Annotated in this window: 18 protein-coding genes; 11 read left to right on the top strand and 7 right to left on the bottom strand. The window is 63.6% G+C overall.

The features are described 5' to 3' along the window. Positions 1–298 precede the first annotated feature (298 nt). Entirely contained in the window at positions 299–784 is a 486-nt protein-coding gene (locus AC1D14_RS19980) for a MarR family winged helix-turn-helix transcriptional regulator (protein WP_476969072.1), read from the top strand. A gap of 210 nt (positions 785–994) precedes the next feature. Here AC1D14_RS19980 and AC1D14_RS19975 read toward each other — a convergent pair whose 3' ends face one another. Then, positions 995–1,636, bottom strand: coding sequence for an FMN-dependent NADH-azoreductase (locus tag AC1D14_RS19975; protein ID WP_476969071.1), 642 nt, complete (start codon positions 1,634–1,636; stop codon positions 995–997). Positions 1,637–1,784: 148 nt separating this feature from the next. Here AC1D14_RS19975 and AC1D14_RS19970 point away from each other — a divergent pair, with 148 nt between their 5' ends. Both AC1D14_RS19970 and AC1D14_RS19965 read left to right on the top strand, forming a co-directional pair. Continuing rightward, a complete protein-coding gene (locus AC1D14_RS19970; protein WP_476969070.1) occupies positions 1,785–2,453 on the top strand; it encodes a nitroreductase in 669 nt (222 codons plus the stop codon). A gap of 114 nt (positions 2,454–2,567) precedes the next feature. After that, a complete protein-coding gene (locus AC1D14_RS19965; protein WP_476969069.1) occupies positions 2,568–3,296 on the top strand; it encodes an SDR family oxidoreductase in 729 nt (242 codons plus the stop codon). Between the two features lie 115 nt (positions 3,297–3,411). Here AC1D14_RS19965 and AC1D14_RS19960 read toward each other — a convergent pair whose 3' ends face one another. Both AC1D14_RS19960 and AC1D14_RS19955 read right to left on the bottom strand, forming a co-directional pair. Continuing rightward, on the bottom strand, positions 3,412–4,413 hold the full coding sequence (locus AC1D14_RS19960) for a nucleoside hydrolase (RefSeq protein ID WP_476969068.1): 1,002 nt from the start codon (positions 4,411–4,413) through the stop codon (positions 3,412–3,414). Between the two features lie 44 nt (positions 4,414–4,457). Beyond that, positions 4,458–5,894 (bottom strand): MFS transporter, encoded by a 1,437-nt coding sequence (locus AC1D14_RS19955; protein WP_476969067.1) that lies wholly within the window; start codon positions 5,892–5,894, stop codon positions 4,458–4,460. Positions 5,895–6,034: 140 nt separating this feature from the next. Between AC1D14_RS19955 and AC1D14_RS19950 the strand changes: the two genes are divergently transcribed. Next, positions 6,035–6,907 carry a ribokinase gene (locus AC1D14_RS19950; protein WP_476969066.1) on the top strand — a complete coding sequence of 291 codons (873 nt, stop codon included), beginning with the start codon at positions 6,035–6,037 and terminating at the stop codon, positions 6,905–6,907. Then, complete coding sequence (locus tag AC1D14_RS19945; protein ID WP_476969065.1) at positions 6,904–7,362, top strand: GNAT family N-acetyltransferase; 459 nt, start codon at positions 6,904–6,906, stop codon at positions 7,360–7,362. Before AC1D14_RS19950 ends, AC1D14_RS19945 begins: the two co-directional genes overlap by 4 nt. 166 nt (positions 7,363–7,528) lie before the next feature. On the opposite strand, the gene AC1D14_RS19940 is transcribed toward AC1D14_RS19945, so the two are convergent. Beyond that, entirely contained in the window at positions 7,529–8,575 is a 1,047-nt protein-coding gene (locus AC1D14_RS19940; protein ID WP_476969064.1) for an HIRAN domain-containing protein, read from the bottom strand. Positions 8,576–8,702: 127 nt separating this feature from the next. Next, entirely contained in the window at positions 8,703–9,494 is a 792-nt protein-coding gene (locus AC1D14_RS19935; protein WP_476969063.1) for a hypothetical protein, read from the bottom strand. A 597-nt stretch (positions 9,495–10,091) separates the two neighbouring features. On the opposite strand from AC1D14_RS19935, the gene AC1D14_RS19930 reads away from it, so the two are divergent. The 6 genes from AC1D14_RS19930 (at position 10,092) to AC1D14_RS19905 (ending at position 24,759) form a co-directional block, all read left to right on the top strand. After that, a complete protein-coding gene (locus AC1D14_RS19930; RefSeq protein WP_476969062.1) occupies positions 10,092–11,204 on the top strand; it encodes a DNA cytosine methyltransferase in 1,113 nt (370 codons plus the stop codon). Positions 11,205–11,923: 719 nt separating this feature from the next. After that, positions 11,924–16,645 carry a sacsin N-terminal ATP-binding-like domain-containing protein gene (locus tag AC1D14_RS19925; RefSeq protein ID WP_476969061.1) on the top strand — a complete coding sequence of 1,574 codons (4,722 nt, stop codon included), beginning with the start codon at positions 11,924–11,926 and terminating at the stop codon, positions 16,643–16,645. Next, positions 16,642–18,252 carry an NERD domain-containing protein gene (locus AC1D14_RS19920; RefSeq protein ID WP_476969060.1) on the top strand — a complete coding sequence of 537 codons (1,611 nt, stop codon included), beginning with the start codon at positions 16,642–16,644 and terminating at the stop codon, positions 18,250–18,252. The genes AC1D14_RS19925 and AC1D14_RS19920 overlap by 4 nt, the downstream gene beginning before the upstream one ends. Then, positions 18,245–21,400 (top strand): helicase-related protein, encoded by a 3,156-nt coding sequence (locus AC1D14_RS19915; RefSeq protein WP_476969085.1) that lies wholly within the window; start codon positions 18,245–18,247, stop codon positions 21,398–21,400. Before AC1D14_RS19920 ends, AC1D14_RS19915 begins: the two co-directional genes overlap by 8 nt. Then, complete coding sequence (gene drmB, locus AC1D14_RS19910; protein WP_476969059.1) at positions 21,397–23,223, top strand: DrmB family protein; 1,827 nt, start codon at positions 21,397–21,399, stop codon at positions 23,221–23,223. The genes AC1D14_RS19915 and drmB overlap by 4 nt, the downstream gene beginning before the upstream one ends. Positions 23,224–23,871: 648 nt before the next feature. Next, positions 23,872–24,759 carry a NaeI family type II restriction endonuclease gene (locus tag AC1D14_RS19905; protein WP_476969058.1) on the top strand — a complete coding sequence of 296 codons (888 nt, stop codon included), beginning with the start codon at positions 23,872–23,874 and terminating at the stop codon, positions 24,757–24,759. Between the two features lie 553 nt (positions 24,760–25,312). Here the strand turns inward: AC1D14_RS19905 and AC1D14_RS19900 are convergent. Both AC1D14_RS19900 and AC1D14_RS19895 read right to left on the bottom strand, forming a co-directional pair. Beyond that, on the bottom strand, positions 25,313–25,591 hold the full coding sequence (locus AC1D14_RS19900) for a hypothetical protein (RefSeq protein WP_476969057.1): 279 nt from the start codon (positions 25,589–25,591) through the stop codon (positions 25,313–25,315). A gap of 52 nt (positions 25,592–25,643) precedes the next feature. After that, positions 25,644–26,171 carry a hypothetical protein gene (locus AC1D14_RS19895; protein ID WP_476969056.1) on the bottom strand — a complete coding sequence of 176 codons (528 nt, stop codon included), beginning with the start codon at positions 26,169–26,171 and terminating at the stop codon, positions 25,644–25,646. Positions 26,172–26,280 lie beyond the last annotated feature (109 nt).

The following is a 26,280-nucleotide window of genomic DNA, read 5'->3' as shown; positions in this document are numbered from 1 at the left end:
CGTCTACTCAGCAGCGCTTCAAGAGGTCATCCAGTCCCACTTCGGGACAACTGCTACCGCATATCCGGTTCCATGAAACAGGGGCCAACGTCCTTGCCCTGCAAGCACTGCCCCCGCAAGAGGCCGCGCCCGCGTCATCGTCGGGGAAAAACAAAAGGACGAGCTCTTCGGCCGCGATGTGGGCCCCCGGTCCTGACCAGACCACCCGGAGTGACGTAACAGGGCCGCAGTAGACGCAGCCGGAACTTCATTTCAATTGATACCGTATCGAATGAATCGGCGGCTGTAATGTGGCCTCATGACCCCCGATGCTCCTCGCAAAACCACCGCTTCGCGTGCGACAGACCGCCCCGGTGATAAATCGCCTTTCGCTCTCGGCCTGCTGCTGCGCCAGGCGCACTGGCGCGCGGCCACCGTGATGGCAGAAGCACTTCGGCCGCTCGGCATCGAGTTGCGGCATTTTGCCGTGCTGATCGTACTGGTCGACCGCGGGCCCACAGTGCAGCGGGACCTTGCCGCGGCGACGGGTTCGGATAAAGCGGGAATCATGCGGGTCGTGGACGACCTGGAGCGTAAGGGGCTGGCCGTACGCAAGGCGGTTCCGGGGGACCGGCGGGCGCGGGCGGTGGAGATCACCCCTCAGGGACTCGAGCTTTTCGATGCAGCCCATGTGGCGGCGGAACCGCTCGCAGAACGCCTGGTTGCCGACCTGGGGCCCGGCGAGCCCGAGCAACTGACATCTCTGCTGACCCGGATTGCCTATCCCGCGGGCACTGAGGCGTAAGCGCGCCTGCGCACGGATTGATTGCCACGTGGCGCCCTTCGTCCCATTCAGACTTCGCGGCCAACCCGCCCCTGACAGCTGCAACCATCATCACTACGCCCCGCCATGGCTTCGGGGAGTGCCACTGTCGCCGTCGGAGGCGGCGAAGGCGGCGAAGGCGGCGTGTGACGCCTTGGGTCAAGGCGTCACACGGCGTCCATGGCCCGGGGGTTACACGGCGAGGCGCGCCGCGAGTTCCTTTGCCTTGGTGGTCGCGTCCTCGAAGGCGYGCTGGCGGGAGGCCTCGTAAAGGGGGACGAGTTCCGACATGGCCGGGTTGCGGGTGGCCATGGTGAGTTCCGGGACTATGAAGTCCAGGTCCATGCCGAGGGTGCCCCTGAGCACGGCGTCCAGGTAGTTCAGCACGAACTCGTAGCCCTCGCGCGGAGTGCCCGGCGCGTAGGAGCCGCCGCGGCTGGCGACGACGGTGACCGGGGTTCCCTGCGCGGAGGGGCTCTCGCCCGCGGTACGTCCGAGCAGGATCACGTTGTCCAGCCACGCCTTGAGGGTCGACGGGATCGAGAAGTTGTACATGGGGGCGCCGATCAGCACCGCGTCCGCCTGCTCCAGTTCCTCGATGAGCCTGCCGCGCGCGGCGGACTGCCCCGGGGTGCGCTCGGACGGGGCGGCGAAACCGGCGGTGTGGGCGTCGGCGGTGATGTGCGGGACAGGGTTGGCGGCGAGGTCACGGGAGATCACCGTGCCATCCGGGAACTGCTCCTCCCAGGCTTTGCGGAACGCGTCCGCGACCGACCGGGACGAGGACGCTTCGCCGGGGAATACGGACGAGTCGATGTGCAACAGCGTGGCCATGGATTTTCTCCTAAGAACGGTGCCCGAGGCGGGGAACCAAGGGCCGAGGATTCATACTCGCAGATAGTTATGTACGAGATAGTATTGAATGATACTATCTCGTATGTGACAGAGATAAACACGCTGAGAGATTTGGAGAGAGCCGATCATGGACGTCTATGAAGCGGTCACGAGCCGACGAGCGGTGCGCGGATTCACCGACCAGCCTGTCCCGAAGCACGTGCTAGAGGACGTGCTGTCCGCCGCGGCCTGGTCGCCGTCGTCATCGAACCTCCAGCCGTGGCACGCCTACGTGCTGACCGACGGGCCGCTGGCCCAACTCAAGAAGCGGGCCGGTGAGCGCCTGGCCGCAGGCGACCCCTGGGACGAGCCGGAGTACGAGATGTACCCGCCCGCGCTGAAGTCCCCGTATCACGAGCGCCGATCCGCCTTCGGCGAGCAGCGCTACGGGGCACTCGGTATTCCGCGCGAGGACGTGGAGGCGCGCCAGAGGGCCGCAGCCGCGAACTGGGACTGTTTTGGCGCGCCCGCCGCCCTGTTTTGCTACATCGACCGCGACATGGGCCCGGCCCAATGGGCCGACGTCGGCATGTATCTGCAGACCGTCATGCTGCTCCTCCGCGCCGAAGGGCTGCACAGTTGCCCGCAGATGGCATGGGCGAAGTATCACAAGACCGTCGCGGAGGTCCTGTCACCGCCGGACAAGCTTGTCCTCTTCTGTGGCATGTCGATCGGGTTCCGGGACGTCACAGTGGGCGACGCCCGTACGGGCCGGGCGCCTCTGGACGAGACGGCCACGTTCCTCGATGCTTACTAACACCGAACGCCCTCGGCCGATGTACTCCGACAGAAGTTATCCGAGTTTGGTACATGCCACCCACACGTGGTTCATGCGCCATGTATTGCACATTCTCCCAACGAAAGGCATGTCATGAAGTTCGCAGTCATCGGCGGTACCGGGCTGATCGGGTCGCAGGTCGTCAAGAATCTGAACGCCGCCGGGCACGAGGCGGTACCCCACTCGCAGTCCACCGGAGTCGACGTCATCAGCGGGCAAGGCCTGGACGAGGCCCTGGCGGGAGCCGACGTCGTCGTCAACCTGACGAACTCCCCGACCTTCGACGAAGCCTCCCCGGCCTTCTTCCAAGCCTCGATGGACAACCTTCTGGCCGCGGCCCAGAAGGGCGGCGTCGGCCACTTCGTCATCCTCTCGATTGTCGGCACGGATCAAGTGCCGGAGCTGGACTACTACCGGGCCAAGGCGCTCCAGGAGGACATCCTCGCGGCCGGGCCGATCCCCTACTCCATCGTCCGGGCGACGCAATTCATGGAGTTTGTGGACGCGGTCCTGTCCTGGACCACCGACGGCGACACTGTCCGGTTGCCCGCCACGCCGATCCAGCCGATCGCCGCCAAGGACGTTGCCAATGCGGTGGCGGAGGTTGCCGCGGGCGCCCCACTGAATGGCATCCGCAACATCGCCGGCCCCGAGATCTTCTCCCTGGACGAGCTGGGCCGGATCACCCTGTCCCGCAAGGGCGACAGCGGTACCGTCGTTACCGACCCCAACGCCGGCATGTTCGCCGTCGTCAAGGGGGACGTCCTCACCGACAAGGACGCTCACCTCGCCCCCACCCGCTACGCCGACTGGCTCTCCTGACTCGCTCGCGCCCTCCGGGGCGCGGGGACCGCAGAGAGCCGAACCCTGGCCCATCGTCGGTGATGGCAAGTACTGGAGGGGCGGCCCGATGGCGGCCCCCGCCGCCTATGCCGGTTCAGGCCAGAGCCGGAACGGCTCCGCTTAGCGGCGCCACCGCCAAACCCAGCAGCACCTCCACCAGGTGCGGCGCAAAGTTGCCGTCGAGCGCCAGCACAACCCGGCAGCGGGCGCCGGGCTGCTCCGGGTAGTCCAGGTAGAGTCCGCGAAGGTCGCAGACGGTCTGGCCGCGGCCCGGCCCAAAAGTCGTGTCGACGTCGACCCTCACCACCGGGGCGACGGCGGCTTTGATGCCGCCCACCGCGAGCGCCGCGGCGAGGGGGTCGTGCATGGCGGAGCAGGCCCGGCCGAAGATGCCCTCGTAGAACCGGAAGTAGTAGCCGAGCATCTCCCCCAGCGCCTGCGGAACCGGGTGGCCGGCGGCCAGCAGCTCCTGCCGGTGGCTTTCCTCCAGCACGTTGGACATGGTCACGTCCAGCGGCACCAGGGCGATGTTCCAGTCGGCGGCGAAGACGTCCGCGGCGGCCTCGGGGTCGTTGGCGATGTTCGCTTCCGCCACCGCCGTGATGTTGCCCGGGGCCAGTGCCGCGCCGCCCATGATGGTGATTTCCTCCACCAGCCGGGGAAGCTCCGGGTCCAGCCGGAGGGCTTCGGCGATGTTGGTGAGCGGGCCGATAGCCAGAACCCGCAGCGTGCCGGGGTGTTCGTTGGCGAGCCGCACCAGCATTTCCGCCGCGGTCTCGGACGCGAGTTCAACAGAGGCCGCCTCCAGCGAGACCTCCCCGATGCCGTTGGCGCCGTGGACATGCGGCGCCCCGCCGCGGAATGAACCGCCGAGCGGATCATGGGCGCCGAGCGCGACGGGGATGTGCGCGTGCCCGGCGAGCTGGAGCAGGTCAAGGGTGTTCCGGGCGCCGACGGCGGCACTGACGTTGCCGCTGACGGTGCCGATCCCCCGGACGTCCGCCTGCGGGGAGGCGAGCAGGTAGGCCAGGGCGAGGGCGTCGTCGATGCCGGTGTCGCAGTCGAGGTAGAACGGGCGGCTGGTGGGTGCGGTCATGGCGGTGGTTCTCGTTTCGTTGGTGCTGGGTTTGGGGTGGGATGTCAGAGGGACTCGCCCTTGGGGGCGGCGACGAAGAGGCTGACGATGAACGCGGCCGCCGTGATGGCCACCGAGATCCACAGCGCCGTCGCGTAGCCGGCGGAGGTCGCCTGGGCGGCAAACGGTGCCACGATGACGACGCCGAGGCTCGCGCCAATGCCGAAGGAGGCGCCGTTGATGCCGGGCAGGGCGGCGGGTGCTTCCTTGGGCGAGAGCAGAACCGACAGGCCGTTGATGGCGGTCAGGAAGAAGCCGTTGTAGAAGATGCCGAGCGATGCGACGGCGATCATCACGGCCACCTGGTTGTCGGAGAACGTGGCGGCGGCGATGGCGCAGGCCAGGCTCAGCCCGGTGCCGGCCCGGAGGGTCTTGATCCAGCCGCGGCGGTCGGCGAGCCAGCCGGCGAGCGGTGCCGCGAAGACGCCGATAAGCGCGGCGGGGGTCAGGAACAGCAGTGCGGAGACGGACGCGCTGAGTCCGAAGCCGTGGTGGATGTCCTGGCTGAGCAGGACCACGGTGAAGTTGATGACGGCGAAGATGCCGGCCAGGGTCAGGACGGTGGTGGCGATGACGGGCCAGACCTGCCGGGAGCGCAGGTGGTGGACGGCGATGAGCGGGTGGCTGCGTTTCTTTTCGATCATCCAGAAGGCTGCGAAGGACGCGACGGTGCCGGCGAGCAGGCCCAGGGTGCTGGGGACGGTCCAGCCGGCGGCCGATCCGCCGGAGACGAAGTAGGTGATGAAGACGAGGAACACCGAGAGCGAGCCCGCTCCCCACCAGTCCATGGCGCCGCGGACCCCCCGGGGCCGTCCCTTCGGGACGATCTTGAGGATGCATCCGGCGGCGACGGCGGTCAGCACCAGCACGACGACGAAGATGGACCGGAAACCGAGGGTTTCGGCCATGAGGCCGCCGACATAGCCGTCCACGCCGCCGATGCCTCCGTTGATGGCGGCGATAATCCCCACGGAGGTGCCGAAGAGCCGGGCGTGCAGGTTCTCGCTGAGGACGATGTACGCGAGGGCGAAGACGGCGCTTGAAACGCCCTGGAGGAACCGGCCGGCAATGAGCGCGGGCAGCGTCGGGGCTGCGATGCAGAGTAGGGTTCCGGCGCCCATGATGCCGAGCACCAGCAGCAGCGCGGCGCGGCGGCCGATGAAGTCGCTCCAGCGCCCGATCACCGGTCCCGCGATCGCGCCGGCCAGGAAGAACATGGACTGCACGGGGCCGGCGCTGTCGGCGCTTAGGCCGAAGCTGGCGGCGATCTGGGGCAGCGCCGGGGTGACCATGCTGGCGTTGAGCTGGAAGGACAGCACACCGAGCAGCAGCGTGGAAATGAGGAGGGCGGCACGGCGGCCGGCGAAGCGGGGCTGGTCTGCGTTTGTCTCGATACCGACTACGGCTGGCGGCGAGGTGGTGACCGGGGTTGGGCTGTTCACATCAAACTCCTTTGTTCTGCAGGCGGGGTCCTGCCTTTGGGATGTGAGTTGTTATACAACCATGTATGACGAACAAGTACAACCATGGCGTACACTATTTCCTAATCCAGCCGCCCTGGCTTCACCCGATAGGACTTCCCATGAGCACTCGACTTCCTGCCGTCACCGTCGTCGGCAGCATCAACCTCGACATCATCGCCACCACGGACCGGCTTCCCACCGCCGGCGAGACCATCGGCGGCGGTGTCCTGCAGCAGCAGCCTGGCGGCAAGGGGGCCAATCAGGCTGCGGCCGCCGCTCGCCTAGGCGGGAGTGCCCGGATGATCGGCGCGGTGGGCGACGATTCCCAGGGCCGCCTGATGCTGGAGTCTCTTTCTCAGGCAGGCGTGGACACCGCTGACGTGGCCGTGCTCGACGGCGACGCGACGGGCACCGCACTGATCGTGGTGGACCGGGAGGGCGAAAACCAGATCGTGGTGTGCCCGGGGGCGAACTCCGGGTTCTCCTTGGAGGGCGTGGAGTTCGGGCCGGACGAGACGGTGCTGTGCCAACTGGAGGTCGGCCTGCCTGTGGTGGTGGAGGCGGCGCGGAAGTCCTCCGGGTTCTTCGTCCTGAATGCGGCGCCGGCCATGGACCTGCCAGCCGAGCTCTTGGAGCGCTGCGACCTGGTGATCGTCAACGAGACTGAGTACGAGCTGATTCCGGCGCTGGCTGATGCGAAGCTCGTGGCGGTGACGTACGGTAAGGACGGCTCAGCGATATTCGAGCACGGGCGGAAGGTGGCCGAGGCGCCGGCATCTGCTGTGACGGTGGCCAACACTATTGGGGCAGGCGATGCGTTCTGCGCGGCGTTGGTACTGGCGCTGCGGGCGGGGCTCGCCTACTCCACGGCGCTGGCCGTGGCTAACGCGGTGGGCGCCGATGCGGTGGGCGACCCGTCTTCCCAGCCGGCGTTGGCTCGATTGGAGGAGTACGTTGCCCGGGTGGCTGAAGCCGGGGTTGCTGGGCGGTGAACCTGGTTTTTAGGCAGGCAACGACCGCCGATTCAGAGGTCCGGAGAATCACCCGCGAGGCGTATCTCCATGCTGGGCCTTTCGCCGCCGACCACCCGTATATGCGTGTGCTGGACAACGTGGAACACCGGGCGGAGCATGCCGAGGTTTGGGTGGCCGAGGCTTCCGGCGCAGTGGTTGCGGCCGTGACGCTGACCTTCGCTGGCCAGCCGTACAGCGAGATCGCTCGCGACGATGAGCTGGAGTTCCGAATGCTTGCGGTTGATCCCGCCGTTCAGGGCTGCGGGGTTGGGCGGGCCGTTGTCCGCCGTGTCATCGAACACGCCCGGTCGCTGCCGGCTGTTGGAGCAATCAGCATTACGAGCGCGACGTCCTACGACGGCGCCGACCCCGCCCAGGTGCAGAAGTTCCGCGATGCGTGGGTTGGCGTGCAGGTGGCTGCCGTCCGCGGCTAACCCATTGACACCCTCGCTGCGCAAGTCTTAGCGGGGTGAGGGCCATCTCTGGCCCATGGGCTCAATCTCCAGGCAAACAGAGGCTGGTGGCGACCTCGTAACCGATTCAAGCCTGCAGGCCCAACCTGATTTTGATTCAGGACAGCCGGGACTTGCATAAACGCTGCTACTCGTCCAGCTCGCGGGCGTTGTATTTAGGCACAACACGCCTAATGAGAGCTATTGCCAGCATTCCGGGAATGAGCGCGATTAGTCCTAAGCACCCGCTGCCGCCCTGTTTCGCTGCGGAGCCGCGAGTAGTGGGGGTTGTCCGCTTCGATGAGGACGTCGAGCTTGAGTTCCGGTCTGCAGTCTCTTCTTCGACGTAGGCAGGCGGCACGCTATAGTGCGCGGCTTCAGCCACCAGTGCAGGGAACTCAGCCGGGGCACCGTGGAGCCATTCATCAGATACCTCAGTTGCCTTCGCAGCTTGGACTGTGACCTGGGCCGCGAGGCTTGAACCCTTAATGGTGGCCCAAGCGGCGGGGTGCAGACCAGCCGCCTCAAGGTGATCAACCACTGGAAGGAAATGCGCCGAGGTCGTCGGGCTCAACTGTCCAATTCGCTCCCCATCAATGCGAACTTCGAGAAACGGTTTCTCGGTGCCGTTCTTGAGCTTCTGCAGGTCCTTGTGAAGCGTGACAATGGCCAGCCCGTGTCCCTCTCTCGGGACATGGTTGAACACCACGTCGAAATGGTCCTCTTCGCCGAGAACCTGGACCGCCCCGCCCCAAGGAAGGAGCCGGTGGGCCGATGCCGGCCTGCCGTTGCTCGGGACGAGCAAATGCGGCTCGCTCAGAGCTACGCGGACGCTCGAGAAGAAACGGGCTGGACCCTGGTTGTCATAGCCTTTCCGCACTACAGCCCAGATGCGGGCCGTAGTCGTGGCTTCGTGACCGCTGGCCGCAATCCGGTGAATCGGCTCCCGGTACCGCGCCGAGTCTTCCTTCGATAGGTAGCCGACAACGTGACCTCGCACCCGAACTGAAATGGCATTCGGATCATAGGGATTGTCGGGCTCAGGCACCAATGCTGCTGGAAGGGTCACCTCGACCTCTTTGTCGGCTCGTGGTTTGCCGCCAATTGCGGCGGCAATCTGTTTCTCTCGCCAGCTCTCTCCAACGACCTCAGTGCTTGGAAAGTTGTTCGAGCCGGGCAGTGCGTAAGTGGCCAATGCTTCCCCCAATGTGGCAGCCCCAGAGGCGCGAAGCGGGTTGCCGATCCAAAACCTGCCTTCGGGCTGATTTGCGTTCTTGGATTATTTATCGGAACCTAGCCGCCCGCAACTCTAAAGAGGCGTGTCATCGCGTGAGTGAGCGATCACGCTCGAACCGCCCAAGGCTCAGCATTCCCTCATAGGGCCAATCTGCAGCCTTGGCACCCTGCGGCAATGTCCAGGGATCAGGCTCTCCGATGGGCATGTAGCCCCAGAGCCACCGGTAAACGCGAGCGAACGCCGGTACTCCGGGCCGGCGCTTGAAGCGCCAGACGAGGTACTTGTTAGGCAGCGTCGAAAGAACCCACTTCAAACCCGGAACTTGTGCCAGGAACTGAAAGGCGAGGCACCGGGCTGGCGGCGGCCCGGATTCCTTGGCTAGTGAGCCCGTGCTCGAGACTCGAACCCAGCGAATGCCAGCTGCATCGGTGAAACGGACCACGGCGTAGTCCCATCCGAACTGAAAGTCGCAAATCTCGAGCTCCTGCCCCGGCCTCAACATCGTGTCCGAGAGCCTAAGCGGCTCCGCGTTCATATGCCCAGCCATGGGGGACTCGGCTGGAACACCGCCGAACCAGACCTCGTTTCGGTGAAGGGTTACATAACCCGACAGCGTCACGGGTAGGTCTGAGTCGTTTCTCAGCCGCACGGTGCGCGACTCTCTGTTCATCGTGTTCGGTCCAACAGACACGTAGTTGTCCTGAACGCTCAGGTGTACGCGGCTGGCCTGGACTAGCTCGTCACGGGCACGGCCACGCCGCCTGTCTGCCAAGCCCTGACCGAGCAAGAACAGGGCAGTGGCGGCCACGAGGACATTGCCCATGTCCCCAGCCCTTTGCCAAATTTGAACAACGGGGTCAACAACAGGATCAGCCATGTTCTCATCTTGGACCGGTTCGCCTTCTCGCCGGGCTTATTTGCGCAGAAGTTTCCCTTCAGGCGACCCAGACAAGGGACTCGGCGAACCTTTCTTGTGACCTGATGACAGCATTCCACCAGCTTAGGCTCCCTGCACGTCAAGCCTTCCTCACCTGCATCACTGGTGACAGCACCATTCTGAATGGACGGTGCCGGTACGGCTCAGAAGGAGCTGACCTGAAGAAAATCGCTGAAGGAAAAACATTCTGCGGAGCCCGCAGAGCACTCAAACGAAGCCTCTCCAATGTCCTCTGCCGAGGAATTCTGCACGACCATCACCAAGCCGAAAGGACCGCCGTTTGACACACAGCGGCGCTATGACGCCATACCGCAACCAGGTGAAGCGATCGCGGCCGGGGGGACAGATCAGGTGAAAGACAGAAACTCCAAGAGTCACGTCATGTGGGCAGAGCCACAGAGCCACACCGAACACGCGATCCCTACCACTATTACCCCGGGTAGGAGCACCATCGGGCGGGCGAGAACTGCTCATGATCGGTTGGAAACCGGCGATGCTGGTCCGTCGGTGACCTGTCGACCGATAAGATCGTGTCCCATGACCTTCGTGCAATCGGACCCACCCCCTTCTGACGCTCAAATGGTGGATCTCTTCGCCGGTCCAGGTGGATTGGATGTCGCTGCACGCTGGCTGGGATTGTCCGTAGCCGGTATCGAATGGGACGAAAATGCCTGCGCAACCAGACGGACCGCCGGGCTGGAAACCGTACAAGGTGACGTACGGGAGCATGGTCCGGCCGAGTTCCCCCATGCGACGATCCTGGCCGGGGGGCCTCCGTGTCAGACGTACACCGTGGCCGGGGCAGGTGCCGGTCGTAAGGCATTGGACCAGGTCCTGTCTTTCATTGAGCGCATGGTCGATGGGGACGACGTCACCACCGAGCTAGCCGCGTTGGATGATGAACGAACCGGACTGGTGCTCCAGCCGCTGCGATGGGCGCTGGAGGCCCATCAGGCAGGGAACGCCTACGAGGTGATCGTCTTGGAGCAGGTGCCGGCAGTCCTGCCTGTGTGGGAGGCCATGGCGAGGGTTCTGGAACCACTCGGTTACGAGACCGTGACCGGCATACTTCATGCTGAGGAGTACGGGGTTCCGCAGACCCGCCGCCGGGCGATCTTAATAGCGAACCGGAACCGCACCCCCGAATTACCTGCCCCAACGCACCACAGGTTCAGGAGAAAAGAGATGAAAGTTTCCACGGACGGATCTGCGTTGCTGCCGTATCAGAGCATCGGCAAGACCCTGGACCGGGTAGAGCCCTTCGTAATGGTCTCCAATTACGGAACCGGCGGTGATCCAAAGGCCCGCGGTCGGCGCACTTCCAAGGAACCAGCTTTCACGGTTACTGGGAAAGTCTCCCGGAATCGTCTGTTCTCCAATGAGGGTGAACTTGATCGCCTCAAAGTGTCGGAGGCGGGCCGGCTCCAGACATTCCCTGCCGACTACCCGTGGTCGGGTAAGGACGTCTCCCAACAGATTGGTAACGCAATTCCACCGCGTCTCGCGGCTCACGTCCTGGCTGCAGCTCTCGGTCGCGAATTCGCCCCGGATTTCCTCGACACGATAACAAGAACACGGTGGATCGACACCGACGACGAATTCACGAACATCACCGACGGCGCCCTTAGCCTCGTGTCGTCACAGCTCTGAGCGTCCCCTCAGTGCGAGGATCCCGTGTCTGGAGTCGTTTTTTGGACCTCGCCCACCGTAGATCACCTAGCCCCAAGACGGTCGCTGGTGACGACCACGACGAGGATCAAAACCCGGCAGCGAGCGTCGGGCGGGGAAGTGATGGTACAAACCCGGACGGAAGAACAGGGATTGTCGGGTAGACCCTGATCCCATGAGCGGCGGTATGAGCGGGTTCTGTTGTCCTTTATTGGGTCGCTGTCCGGATGTCGATGCAGCGCCGTCGGGACATCGCTCCGGCGTTGCGTTTGAGGAAACCGTTGTTCCCTCCGGGGGCCTCCGCTATGGGGTCAAAGCGCCACTGCGCGGGATGACCCGGCGTCGTGCTGACTTCCTCGTCCCCCGGAAACACGTGGCGGTGTTTGTCGACGCCTGTTTTCTGGCATTCCTGCCCGCTCCACAGGACATTGCCCCCGCACCAGCATGACACTGGTGGGGCGCGAAGCTCGAAGAGAACATACGCGGGCCGCGGGACCGATACCCATCTGCTGTCCATCGGATGGGTGTCGTCCTGCGCTTCTGGGAGCACGAGGACGTGGTGCTTGCCGGCAGAAGATATCGAGCAGTCCACCGTAAACGTGAGCACCGAAGGCCCACACGGCGCGTCTCAGGGTGGTTTTATGCTTGAAGGCTCCTCGACCTCGTTAGGATCGAGGAGTCGACTTGGGGAAAGGGAAGCAATGACGCACGATTTCTTATGGAGCGAGCCAGATCAAGTGCTCCTGGATTTCCTGGAGACATGGCGCTCGGTGGTCCCGCGGATCTACCGGGAGGATCCGAAGATGCTCGAGGAGCATGTGGGACAGGAGAACTCGTTCCGCACGAGTGGCTACTCACGTCGCCAGGTCACCGAACTAGTCCAGAACGCGGCCGACGCGATTCTCAGGTCGGGAAGAACGGGAAGAATCAAGTTAATTCTGACGGATCGGTACCTCTACTGCGCGAATGACGGTAAGGAGTTCGACAAGGCGGGAATTGATGCGATTACTCATGCCTACCTCAGCGATAAGAGAGGCGAAGAGATTGGTAGATATGGCCTCGGCTTTAAGTCCGTCCTAGCCGTAACCGACAACCCGCAGGTCTTCAGCCGTTCGGTCAGCTTCCACTTTGGGGCACCGGAGGCTCGTGCGATTCTGGCTGGGGTTGGCGCGTGCGAGAAGGACCCGCCGATACTCCGCCTGCCCACGGCCCTGAATGCGGTGGAGGCGATCGACGACGACGTCATATTGCAGGAGCTTACGGAATGGGCGAGCACGGTTGTGCGACTTCCGCTACAGCAGCATGTGGACCTGGAGGCACAACTCCTCGGTTTCCAGACTCAGTTTCTGATCTTCACACCCCACGTCGAGGAACTGTCTATCGCCATAAGACGTGATGGCGCCGACCAGGATGTCCAGCACTTGTGCCGATCATCGGGGCAATCGGTTTATGAACTGACGGGGCCCCGACTCGGTAGCCAGAAATGGGCGATTTTCAAGAGAGAGCACCAACCGTCATTGGCGGCACGACGAGAGGTCGACGATGCAATCGCCCGGAAATCGATCCTCGTCACCTGCGCCATGCCCCTGGACGCGCAAGGCAAAGAAGGCGAGTTCTGGGCCAACTTCCCCCTCTCCGAACGGACCTCCGCCGTAGGGATCTTCAACGCTCCCTGGGCGCTCAGTGAGGATCGCAGTCACATCCTGACCGAGAAGAAGTACAACGCCGAAATTTTCGAAACCCTGGCTCAACTGTTCGTCGATTCCCTGCCGAACCTCCGGACACAGGAACAGCCCGCGCGGCATCTTCGCTATCTCCCCAGTCGACCTCAGGAATCCTACTCCCCAGCGGATAAGGCCTTGATCTCACACATCCACCGCAAGGCCTCGGGAGCGGCTCTTATCCCCGACTCCACCGGCCGGCTACGCCACGGATCCGAGATCATCGCCTTGGACTATGCTGTCGTTCTCCCAGCGAGGGCCATGGCCGAGTGGGCTGCTGCTCCTCATACTCCTGAGAATGTGCCGCATGTGTCGTGTTATCAGGATGAGAAAAGCGGGGCTATCCGGGTACGCCTGCGGGACATTCATCGTAGAGCGTTCGCTGATGCCCGGGCCCTTCTGCAAAGAGATCTTCCCGCGTCAAGCAATGAGCTCGACGCGTCAAAGTGGTTGAGCATGCTCGGCGACGTCGACGATGTGAGGTATTCGGGAACGGCGTTGGAGATCGTTTCGGGTATTGGCTCGGAAACAATTCGTGGAATCGTGGCCTCCGCTCGGATCGTGCCCACGGACAGGGGTCGGCGGGTTGCTCTCAAGGAGCATGGGCAGGTTCATCTTCCTCCTGAGGGCGGCGCCGAGGTGTCGGGGTATGAACTGGTGGTGGATGACATCGTCGCGAGTGCGGTCTGTCGTAGGGTCCTGGGGCAGTTCGGGTTCAAGACGTTGGATGCGGAGCTCGTTTTCGCGTCGACGCTCTCGACTATGGGGCTTGAGTCGACGGATGGTCAGTGGGAGGACTTGTGGGACCTATCGCTGAATCTGGAGCCGCGCCGGTTGGTGCTGCAGTTGGAGCAGTGGCGGCGTGAGGGCAACATCGTCAAGGTCAGGACGAAGGCCTCGACGTGGCGCGATAGTGAGGAAGTCTTCGCGCTTCAAAGCCCTGCCGTAAACCTTCCCTGGCCGGATCGTGTGCTGGCGGCTAATTTCGCCACCCAGGACGTCATCAAGGTCCTGGGGATTGTGACGGGTTTCTCGGCCCGGTACCCGGTGATCGAGGAACCCGAGTTCGCGCAGTATCGTGCCTGGGCGGTGGACGAGGTTCGGAAGGCGCAGGTCGAGGACAGGGATTCAGCGCCCCAGGAGTGGTATTTCGCGGAGGAACGAGGCGCAGGCCCCATAGGTCTGCTTCATAACCTGTCCGCCCTTGGCTCCAGCCTGACCGATGACCTAGTGAAGCTCACCGAAGCCCTGCTCCGGGTGAATGCGACCCGAGAATGGACCCTATACAGCCCTAATGGGTCAGAGACCTTCTCAGTGACAGCCCCGCACCTGTGGGCTGCGCGGGCGTGGGGACTGGCGGACACCTTGCTCGGGGTCGTCGTACCCGCAGCACGCTTGGTGTCACCTGTCCTGCAACCGTTGTTCCCCTGGGTTCCTCTACCCAAGAACTCACACTTCGGGATCCTGCCGTTGCCCGAATCCATCGAGGACGTCGACATCGACATCCTCGTGGAGGGTATGAGAGCAGGCCGGGGCATGCAGGCCACTGGCGCCCTGACCAGTTCTCTTCTGACCTTACTGTCCGCAGTCCTACCGAGGATCCGCGGGGAACAGCGGTGGACAGGTGAGCTCCCGGCCGTACTGGGCCAGGTGATCGATCTGGTCCCGGCACGGCAGATCTTCATCGCATCCGATCAAGAGCAGGTCAACGTCCTGCGGCGATCGAAGAACCCCTACCTCTTCGTAGAAGACGAGACCCTCCGCGACGTCCTCTTCGAGCACGCGGACTTTCAGGATGCCGCAAGCGCCATCCGGTTCGAGGTAATCGCGCAGCAGCCGGCCGAGGCGGTGTTGCTCACGGACTGTGTGCCGACGTTGCAGGGTTTGTTGGACCGGAAGGATCGGCGGCTCACGATCACGGAGTGCGCTGGGATCGTGGCGCGTCATATGACGCCGACCGGTGCGCAGGAGCAGCTCCTGGGGCGGGTGTTTCATGACGGGACGATTTACGTGACCGGCGATCCTTCCGACAGGAGGGGTGTTCATGACCTGTTGACCTGGATCAATCAGGAAGTCGGTCTGGGGCTCAGTGCCTCGGATATCGACGGTGTGGTGCAGGCGCTCGCTGCTGCTGATGCGAATGAGGTGCGAGAACGGTGTCGTGCCGCGGTGTCGAACGAGGACCGGTTGAGGGTGTTGGCGTCGCCGCAGCAGTTGGATGCGAAGCTCCCGGATGGTCTGACGGGGACCCTCGGTGCGATGGGGACCGACGTGCGAGCACAGGACATGGCGCGGTTGTTCCTCGATTCGTACGGTACAGACAGTTTGAGCTATATCACCGATGAGTTGAGGGCTCTGGGGTTGACGCCTCCTGAGAAGTGGGGTGGGTTGGGGCCAGCGCGTCGGTTCGTCACGGATTTGGGATTCACCCCGGATTTCGCGGGGACGTCCAAACCCTCGCGGCCGGCGGCGGAGACCGTAATGGGTAAGCCGGGCCTCGGCGCGTTGCACGATTATCAGAAAGAAGCTTTGCAGCAGCTGCGGTTCTGTCTGCGGTCGAATCCCGGCCACGCCGATAAGGCTTTGTTGGAGTTGCCGACCGGTGCGGGCAAGACCCGGGTGGCTGTGGAGTCGTTGGTCATGGCGTTCTTGAACAACGATTTCGCGGCTGTTGGTCCTGTGTTGTGGATCGCACAGTCGGAGGAGCTGTGTGAGCAGGCGATCACGACGTGGAGCGAGGTGTGGCGAGAACTCTCCGACGAGAGGTCGTTGAGCATTAACCGGTTCTTCGGGACGCACCGGCCGCAGGCACCCGAGTTGGAGTTGAGCGTGGTCGTGGCGACCGACGCGATGCTTTACGAGCACATCGACGATGATTCTTACGACTGGATCTATGCTCCTGTCGCCGTGATCGTCGACGAGGCACATCGGGCGGCGGACAACAAGACGTACAGGAGGCTCTTCCAACGTCTGGGAGTGGATCTCGGGAACCGTGAGCGCCCTCTGATCGGCCTGTCGGCCACTCCTTACCGAGGAAGGAACGCCGAGGCGACGGCTCTGCTGGCCAGACGGTTCGGCAACAACCTCGTGCAGACATTGGGCCCCGATCCGATCAAGGAACTCCAGGATCGCGAGGTTCTGGCACGAATCGATCATCAGGTCCTTCCGGGTACTCGGTTGACCCTTGGTGATTCGGAGAGGAATCGCAACAACCTGTCCCAGGACACGTTGGACAAGGTGGGTGCGGACCGGGAGCGGACCAAGGGCATCGTCAAGCACATTCTGGCATTACCCGAGGACTGGCAGGTCCTGGTGTTCATGCCCTCGGTGCTCTCGGCCCAAGTCCTGGCGACGATCTTGAAGAGCGAGGGCGTCCAGGCCGCGTCGGTGAGCGGCCGGAGCTCGCGTGGTGAACGCTCGAAGGTGATCTCCGACTTCAAGCGCGGATCCCTCCAGGTCCTGGTCAACTGTGACCTGTTGACGCAAGGCTTTGACGCACCGCAGATCCAAGCCCTCTACGTCGCCCGACCGACGTTGAGCGAGAGCCAGTACGTGCAGATGGTCGGTCGTGGACTACGCGGACCCAAAAACCGTGGATCCGAACGGTGCCTGGTGGTGAACCTCGAGGACACCATCGAGAACGTCGACGTGGACTTGGCATACCGAGGATTCACCCAGTACTGGGGGGTTGAGGTCTCATGAGGTTGATCCCACCGACCGAGTACATCGACGCCCAAAGCCGCGCCGAACGCAAGGTCGCCGAATTCCTCACGGCGATCCGCTCCGATGACGGCGTGGCCTACCACTCGGTCCACCTCCCAAGGCACCGCAAACAGGTGATGGGCGAGGCGGACTTCGTGGTCCTGTGGAAGGGGGCGATCCTCGTCCTGGAGGTCAAAGGAGGGCGGATTGGACGGACCGAGGACGGCGTCTGGTACTCCATAGACCGCCAAGGCACCCACCATCCCCTACGACGCAGCCCCTGGGTGCAGGTCAAGGACGCCGCGTTCGCCCTCCTGGACATCCTCACCAGGCACTCGGACGAGGGCGGGTGGCCGTTCGCCTACGCCGTGGTGACCCCAGACCAGAACCTGCCCCCGGACACGGAATGGGTCCCGCAACAACACATCGGGTTGGACAGGATGACCCCGACGGGACTGGAGCGCAGCCTAGACGCGCTGGCCCGCTTGGCCCGCACACCACCCGATGACCCCGAGCACCCCAGACGCCAGGCCCTGCGACCAATGGGGAACCTCTCAAGGGTCATCACCCACCTGCGCCGCGAGGTCGACGCCATGCGCACCGTCCCGGACACCGAGATGCTCATCGACCAGAACATCGTCACCATGACCGACGAACAGGTCGACGCCATGAGGGCCTTCGAACGCAACCGACGGGTCCTGGTCCTGGGCGGGGCCGGGACGGGCAAGACCGTCGTCGCGATCGAAGCGGCACGACGGGCGGTGGCAGACGGCAGCTCGGTCGCCTTCGTCTGCGGCTCACCCGGCATCATCAGGTTCGCCTCTGAGCTGTTGGACGACAGTCCTGTCCAGGTGGTGCCCTTCGATGCGATCCTCGACACCCCCGTCTTCGACGTCGTCGTCGTCGACGAAGCCCAGGACCTACTGAATCTGGAGGACATGAGCCGGCTCTCCGAATCCCTGCGCGGCGGGTTGCAGGAGGGCCGGTGGTGGATTTTTCTGGACCCCAACAACCAAACCCACCTCAACGGGGTCTTCGACGAAGGCGTGTACCAGGAGATCCAGGCCGGTGCGATCATCGTCGACCTGACCAGGAACGTCCGGAACGCCCGCACCGTCGTGACCGCGGTGCAGTCCCATCTCGGGGTGGACCTGGGAAGCCCACGCATCGGGGAAGGACCGGATGCGTCGATCGTGCAGGTCCGCACCCCTGACGAAGCCCACCGTCTCCTGGACGGGCGCCTGACAACCCTCCGGGACAAAGGTGTCGCCCGGAGGAAGATCACCATCATCAGCGCCGCCACCGACCCCTCAACGTCGATCCTTACCGTCGAGGGCCGAATGCCGGCCACCTACACCGCTGGCAACCAGTCCTACGAGGTGGTCACCGCAGCCGACATCAAAGGCCTCGAACGCGAACACGTCATCGTCGTGGACGTCGAGGACCTAGACACAACCAGGGGTAGGGCCGGCGCCTACGTCGCGATGACCCGCCCCAGGTACTCCCTCTACGTCATCAGCTCCCCCGGCGCATACCAGATCATGGGACGGAACGCGCTCCAGTACCTCCAGCAACAAGTAGGAAAGGCCGGTGCCCACAATGCATGAAGCCCTCGGACGCCAACAACGCGTCGTCGAGCACCTCGAACAGCACTACCTCGGCCCGATCGACGGACCGGAGGAACTGCTCAGGAACAAACCGAACGCCACCTACCTCGTCGGAGTCCTCTACCCCGTCGGCATCGGCATCGGCACCGGCACCGAGGACGAGGAGGAGAAGGTACAACTCGCTGTGGAGGCGACCACCGCCGAGGACAGCACCGACGGCACCGAGGAACCTTCCATCGACATGGCGAACGCCTACCAGCCCTCCTCCAGCGCCCTGTCGTTCATCCACGACGGAGACTCCGTGGACATCGACCTGGGATACGCCACCTACACCGAGGAGAGGACCGACACCCACACCGCCTGGCGGCGCCACGGCCACCACCTCACCGGCATCCGCTGGGAGCAAGGAACCGTCTCGGGGGGCCCTGGGGACGGGCGCGTGGCCCTGGACGTACGATGCCGACCGTTCGGCCAGAACAGTTCACTGGTCACTGTGGCCATCAGCAACACCCGCGAAGCCCCGAAGAACGACGAAGGAGTAGGACAACTCCACACCGAGGACGCCCTTTACCAGGTCGGTATGACCGTGCGCTCCGTCGGGGGCCGGATCCTGCCCTACCGGTCGGTCGAAGACCTCCGACTGGATTCAGAACAAGAAGAACTGGCGGTACGTTATCGACACCGACAGGTCTTCGCAGTCGGCCACGGCACCTCGGTGCGCTGGGATCGCGACGACACCGGCGAGTGCGCCTCCGTGTCCCTGGACCCATTACCGCGCTACACCGTCCCGACCGTCGAGGCCAAGAAGAGTACCGCCGACATCTTACGGCTGGGCCGTCTTACCTGGATCCAGGACGACACCGCGAACGTCCTAACCGAACTTCGGACCTTCGTCGACGACTACCGACACTGGACCCAGGAACAACAGGACCAGGCACGAGGGCTCCCCGACCACCACCGTCCGGCGGCCGGTCGGATCACCGACCGACAGAGCGATGCCGTTGCGCGCATGCACGAAGGCATCACCCTGCTCGAGGAATCCTCAAGCGCCAGGGATGCCTTCCGTCTGGCCATGGCCGCCATGCACGAGCAGATGCTCCAATCGAATCGCCCGAAAGCCTCCGGGGCTGAGGAAGACACACCGCGGCGCGAACCGACGTGGCGGCCGTTCCAGTTGGGGTTCATCCTCGTCGCCCTCACCAGCACCGCGGTTGCCGACCACCGGGACCGGGACCTCGTGGACCTGATCTGGTTCCCCACCGGTGGAGGCAAGACCGAGGCCTACCTCGGGTTGGCGGCCTTCGAAATCTTCCGGCGCCGCATCGAGCACGGGATCAGAGGTGGCGGTACGGCCGTCATCACCCGCTACACCCTGCGCCTGCTCACGACACAACAATTCCAACGCGCCGCGACCCTCGTGTGCGCCATGGAACGCCTCCGGGTGACCGATCCACTTGCCCGGGGCATGGCACCGTTCACCATCGGCCTCTGGGTCGGTAACGCCACCACCCCCGGCACGCAGAAAGAGGCGATCAACCGCTTGGAGGCCACCAGGCGACGGGAAATCCCCGACAACCCCTTCCAGCTCACCGAATGCCCCTGGTGTGGGCACCGCATGATGCCTGCGACCAGATCCGAGAACGCCGAGGCCTACGGGGCCGACCACTCGGCCGGAGACATCTGGCTCCGCTGCCCGGACCGAACCTGCCGCTTCCACGACCGGCTTCCCGTCGAGGTTGTCGACGAGAGGATCTACAAGTACCCGCCCACCATCCTGTTGGCGACCGTCGACAAGTTCGCGCGACTGCCCTTCAAGCAGGAGGCGGGGGTCCTCCTCGGCGCTGGCGCCGGGGCGAACGAACCGCCGTCGCTTATCCTCCAGGACGAGATGCATCTACTCTCCGGCCCCCTGGGCACCACGGTCGCGATCTATGACGCTGCCGTCCTGGGCATCATCGGGGAAGTCGGCGGGCGCCCGAAAATCGTCGCCTCCACCGCGACAATCCGTTCCGCCGATGATCAGGTCAAGGGCCTCATGGCCCGGAAGGTCCAATTGTTCCCGCCCTCAGGGCTCAACGAGGAAGACAGCTACTTCGCCCGCCCCACAGAGGACCCCAACGCCCCGGGCAGGATTTACATCGGGCTCATGCCTCAGGCCTTTACTCAATCCACCTCCGTGGTGCGTGCGATGGTCGCCATGCTCGAAGCACCCGCTCGGGCCGCACAAGGACCCCAAGATGTGAGGGGCACCGACGCCTACTGGACGGCCGTGGCCTACCACAACAGCCTGCGCGAACTCGGGCGGACCGTCACCCTCATCCGCGACGACGTTAACAGTCTGCTCGCCACCCGGCGTGGACCCGAAGGCCGCACACGTCAGATCCGTGGTGACGGGATGGTGGAGCTGACCAGCCGCGTGGATGCCGAGGACCTTCCCAAGGCCCTGCAACGACTCGGACGCGGCCTCGACGAAGGTGACGCTGTGGACGTTGTCGCCTGCACGAACATGCTCTCGGTCGGTATCGACGTCCCACGGCTGGCCCTTATGCTCATGAACGGTCAACCCAAGACCACCTCTGAGTACATCCAGGCCACCAGTCGCGTCGGACGCGGCGACGTCCCGGGTGTCATCGTCACGCTGTACCGCGCGACCCGCCCCCGCGATCGCTCCCACTACGAATCGTTCCTGGGCTACCACCAGGCGCTCTACCGCAGTGTGGAACCGACCAGTGTGACCCCATGGTCCACCGCGTCCAGGCACCGCTCCTTAGCAGCGGTCTTGGTGACCATGGTCAGGCACCTGAGCTCATGGCGCGAGGACTCCCAGGCAGTACTCTTCCGAGCCGATTCCAACGTGGTGCGTAACGTCCGGGAAACGATTCTGGAGGTCGTGGAACGTTCGGACCCCGACGAGTACCAGGCCACAGAAGAGCATCTCGACCGGTTAATCGACCAATGGCGCATCCGCACCTCACCGGACCCCGATACCGGAGTATCGACGCTGCGGTACCAGCCCCTACGGGCACAACACGACGAGCCAGCTCTGATGCGCGCCTTCGACGAGGACCGAGAAGGATGGGCGGTCATGAACTCGATGCGTAGCGTCGATTTGAACATCAACATGAAGATCATCGGGGAAAAGGCATGAGTCCCAAAGCCACGGCAGGGCAGGACAACACACCGCAGATGCGTCAGCTCAGACTGCAGGAGACCATATACCCGTTCGGGGTCGGCGCCATCGTCGACATCAAGAGCGAATCGTTCATCGGCATGGACACAGCCACGTGGAACGAGAAGACTTGCGAGCCCTTGTCCTGCCCGCCGCTGGAACGGGCATTGGGGGTCCTGCAGCTGCGTCGCCCCCCGACCGCCGGAGAATTCAGCCGCAACCCGAGCTTCGCCCTGCCCTACCGACGCTTCCCGAAATGGCGTTTCTGCCAGGACTGTACCCTGATGTCCGACCGGGTCCATCACAAGAACGGCGCCAGTACCAACAACTGCTCCCGCTGCTCAGGACCGATGGTCCCGATGCGTTTCATCGCCGTCTGCAAAGCCGGAGGCCACATTCAGGACGTCGATTGGCGGCGGTGGTCCCATTTCCAGTCCTCCAACGACGAGCAACACCAGTGCAGGGACTTCGAGCACCTGGAACTGCGGACCACCCCGGGAGCAGGCGAAGGACTGCGCTCGCTGCGAGTCATATGTCGCTCCTGTGACTCAGCGAGGAACCTCGGGTCGCTGGGTCGGGAGACGTCTTTAGCCGAGGAAGGGTACAAGTGCTGGGGCCGGCAGCCGTGGGAGCCGCAGGACACCACCAAGGAGTGCACCAGTGAACTGCGGGTCGTTCAACGAGGGTCCACCAGCGTCTACCAGGCAGAAACAGCGTCGGCGATCGACATCCCGGAAGTGGAATCGGCTACACAAGCCCTGCGTAACAGCGTTCTCCAGAACGACATGTTCAAGGGCGTCTTCGGGCAGCAGCAGGGCCCGCTGTTCGATCTTGCGGTTCCGCTCATCGCAACCCAGACCGGAGCCCCGGAGCACATGGTCCGCCGACTATTGACGACCGACCCCGCCTCAGACACCTCACACCTGCAGAGCACCCTCCACTCAGGAGAATGGGCGGCGTTCGACAGGGTCCTGGCCGGGGACGCGGATGTGACGAATCCCGACTTCGACGTGCACCCTTCCGACTACCCCCGAGAACCAGGCGTACTGCCGGGACTGGCCGGACTGGTCTCGGACGTCGGGCTGGTCCGTCGACTGCGGGAGGTCCGAGCCCTGCGAGGTTTCCGCCGCTACGAGCAGGAGGACTTCACCCGTGTGGACCTCGGAAGTATCGACGGCCTCAAGTGGTACCCGGCCATCGAACAGTTCGGAGAAGGAATCTTCCTACGCTTCGACGAAGAGGCCCTGCGCACCTGGGAGGCCGAGCCCTCCGTCCAGCGGCGGACACGGCACTGGATTGATCGAGGGGCGAAGCTTGCGAACCGTAGAGTTGTCATCTCCGATCTCCACCCCCGCTACGTGCTCCTGCACACCCTGGCACACCTATTGATGCGCCGATTGGAGTTCCAAAGCGGGTACTCCGCGTCGTCCCTGTCCGAACGTATTTACGCTTCAAACGATGGCCCTGACCCGCAGGGCGGTTTGTTGATCTACACCAGCAGTGGGGATGCCCAGGGCACCCTCGGTGGCCTTGTCCGTTTGGGCGAGGCCCGGTACTTCTCCCGGCTGCTCCTGGGTGCGGTGGAGGACGCAGACCGGTGCTCCAACAACCCCGTATGCGCCGAGAGTCGGGGACAAGGTATGAACAGCCTCAACCTGGCCGCCTGCCACGCATGCAGCCTTACCTCCGAAACCTCCTGCGAGCGCAACAACATCTATTTGGATCGTAAGCTCCTGGTGGGGGATGAGTCCGTGCCCGGCTTTTTCCGCACGGTCCTGATGGATGCCCGGGCGAGCATCTAGGGTGTACTCCGGAGGGATGGGGTGGGGAACTTTGGTGGGTCGGTCCACCTCCCAACGTTCCGGTACTGCGAGGACCTCGGGGTTGGTGGGATCCCCAATCAAGTGTCGGACCCTTTTCGTGAAAGCCGGAGGACTTAGGTTGGGTTTCCACCAGGCTAGTAAGAGGTTCAAGGTGGGCGCGCGGTCGAGTCTAAGACGGCGGTCGTAGCCTCCCACGATCGGACGGAGCTGGCACGACCTACGTGTCACTGGTGGAGGATTGGCTCCACTGAGGGTTTCGCATTCGATGCGAGTATCCCCAACGCCGCGGATTAAGGGGCCCGGAAAGGGCTACCGACATCGGTCCCCAAACGCCTGGACGTCACGTCATCCCCCCGTTTGGAGGATGAGCATTTCCCTGTGCATGTAAGGTGATGGACGATGACTGCTAACGCCTCCAATGACCCGTTCACTCTTTTCGACGACGACCCGCAATGGGCAGCAGAAGAACAAGGGAATGCGGAAGACACTGCTAGATCCCGGAGGACACGACGGGCCCGTCCCACTTCCCCTGACCCGGACAAACGACCCGAACCGGCTCTGAAGTCGCGTCCCCGCAGGACGACAGCTGTTCCACCTGCTCCCGCCCAGGACCCAGAAATCCACCACATGAAGGGCTCGATTCAAGCAGTCGACCCCGAGGGCACTCGGTGCGGCCGTGCTATCCGAAACGCTCTCGACCAAGCCTACGACGGTCGACGGACAGGGCGGTGGGACTTAACCCAGCTGACGAAAGCAGAAACAGCTCATATCGGACCACTCATCGAAGTCTGGCTGCAACGGGTACTTGATCTCGAAGACGGCATCACTACCTCGCTCCAGATCGCCGGGTACGACGTCGCCTGTACATGGAGTGAGCGGATCGACGGCTGGACACTCGACCGCCCCGTCCCCGAACAACGTGAATTGCCATACTTGGTGATATGGGCCAACGAGGAGGTCTCACGATTCAGCCTGGGGATCCTTCGCCCCGGCATTGACTCGCGAGGAGTGGCATCGATGGACCGGGGACGCCCCCGCTTGTCCCAGGTCGGGATCGACCAGGTTCTATGGGTCTTCGACGGTTGTGCCCTACCGGCCAACGTGCTTGTTAAGCATCCCGAAACGGCCATGGCGGCCGTCAGTCAATCCTCGGGCCAGAAAGCCGTCAACATGTTGTTCCGTCATTTACAAGGTGAGCTGGTTCAACATTCCGCCGTGGAGACGGTCGCCCAGCAGATCGACTCCTCGAAGCGGGTCCGTGAGGCTCGCGAACAGCTGAGGAACGAGGGGATCGTCATTCTGGGGCACTATCATCCTCAACCCGAAATCGCGGCCGCACTCGGGCTGCCGTCCCCACGAGCGGGAACCTTCGTGAGTCACCGTTTGGTCCCCATGGAAGCCGGGGAAGTCGGAATCGGCGCGGAGATCGACGGTGGTAGGTGGCGTCTTGCCGTCCCAGGTGATCCGGTCACCATGGCACCGGCGCTCCCCGTCCAAGGCAAAGAAAGAACATGACCCTCACAAGCCTAGGCTTTCACCCGGCTCGGTGACTGGAAACCATCTGGTCGGCGGGAAAAGGGTCGCCGACCAGTTGCGTGGGATGGCAGGAGCCACTCAGGATACTGGCTTCGACCAAATGATTAAGACCTGGACAAGCGTGATCGCCAAGATGAATGGGAACCCGACCAGGCGGACAAGTAAAAGGTCAGTTCTAAACCTCCAAGGGTTTCCTCCCTCCTCAGGCTTTGCAGCCCTTGTGGGGTCCGGACGGTTTAGTTCTCCAGACCTAGGCCTTCCAAGGATTCCGAGTTCCCGCCAACTGGTACCGACGCGAGCATCAGTCCGGGGTAGCTTGAGGACATGACGTTGAAGCTGAACGAATCAGCATCACGGTCTCCTGTCAATAACTACCCGTAACCAGATGGAACTTGGGGGGTGCGTCTCACTGATGATCAGGACAACGCAGAGAACAAGGGGGCCATTTCTTGGAAGGGTGAAGGTACCTTCCACACCTACGGGCTAAAGTCCGTAGTTTCTTGGGTACAGAAGACAAGAGATGGGAGACAGGTCATACACAGCCGTCCAGTACAGGCAGGCTTCCTGGTTCGGGCAGGGACACGACCCTGTCGGGGCTGCCGTAGCAGAGCCCTAAGTGCTGCAGCCCTGCGCCAAGGCTCTTCGCTGCGTGTTTCGATGCAGCCACTCCCAGCTTCACGACCTGGCGAATCTCACGGCACACAAACTCGTAGCCGCGCAGGCAGTCCAGCCCGGCGTCGTACGTCTGAAAACCGCCGCCGTCGTCCCACAGCGTGTAGAACAGCATCCGGGCGAATGTTTGCTCACGCATTCCAAGCTCCGCGTAGCGAGGCGCCTCGGGGCTGACCAGCATCGAGTACGCCTCAGCGGCGTTCCGGGTCGTCCACGTGGATAAGCGCAGCCATGCGGCTCAGGAGCTTCTTCTCATCAGCATCCGCAAGCTCCTGGATCCTCCCGCTGAGGGCCGCCTCCAACGGCGAGAACCCTTCGATCAGCCCCGCCTGTCGAAGGTAACCGGTCCAGGAATCCCTGGTCGAACGGTAGATCGACTTCACATCGTTCCCGGACCGCTCCAGATAGGCCTCCAGCTCGGTCTCCGCATACGAGGCGATGTCCCGGACCAGCTGTGCCCTGTTGAACCGCAGCTGTGCCTTGATGTTGTCCAGCACCACATTCTGCGCCACCCGGTCCAGCACGATCTGGGAGCCCGACGGCAGATATGGGAACTCATCCTCGACTGCTTTCTCCAGCTCCTTGCGCCCGTAGCCGGTGAGCGCCCGGTAGCGCAGTGGCAGATAGCTTTTGTTGGAACTGCTGGTCTGGGTAGTTGGTACCGGGGTTCTGGGGACTTGGTACCGGCCCTTCGCTTGTTTGCTCGGGGCCGGCACCATGTTCTGGGCCGGGTCTATTCCCAGTGGCCCGGTTGCGCCCGGGCCGTATCGTCGCGGAGTCGTCGCATGTCCACGTCGCCGAGGTTGAGTTGGCGGGCGTTGTTAGCGA

Source organism: Arthrobacter sp. P1_B11 (assembly GCF_056406715.1).
The sequence above is the reverse complement of the archived record's forward strand: the minus strand, read 5'-3'. Positions and strand labels throughout refer to the sequence as shown.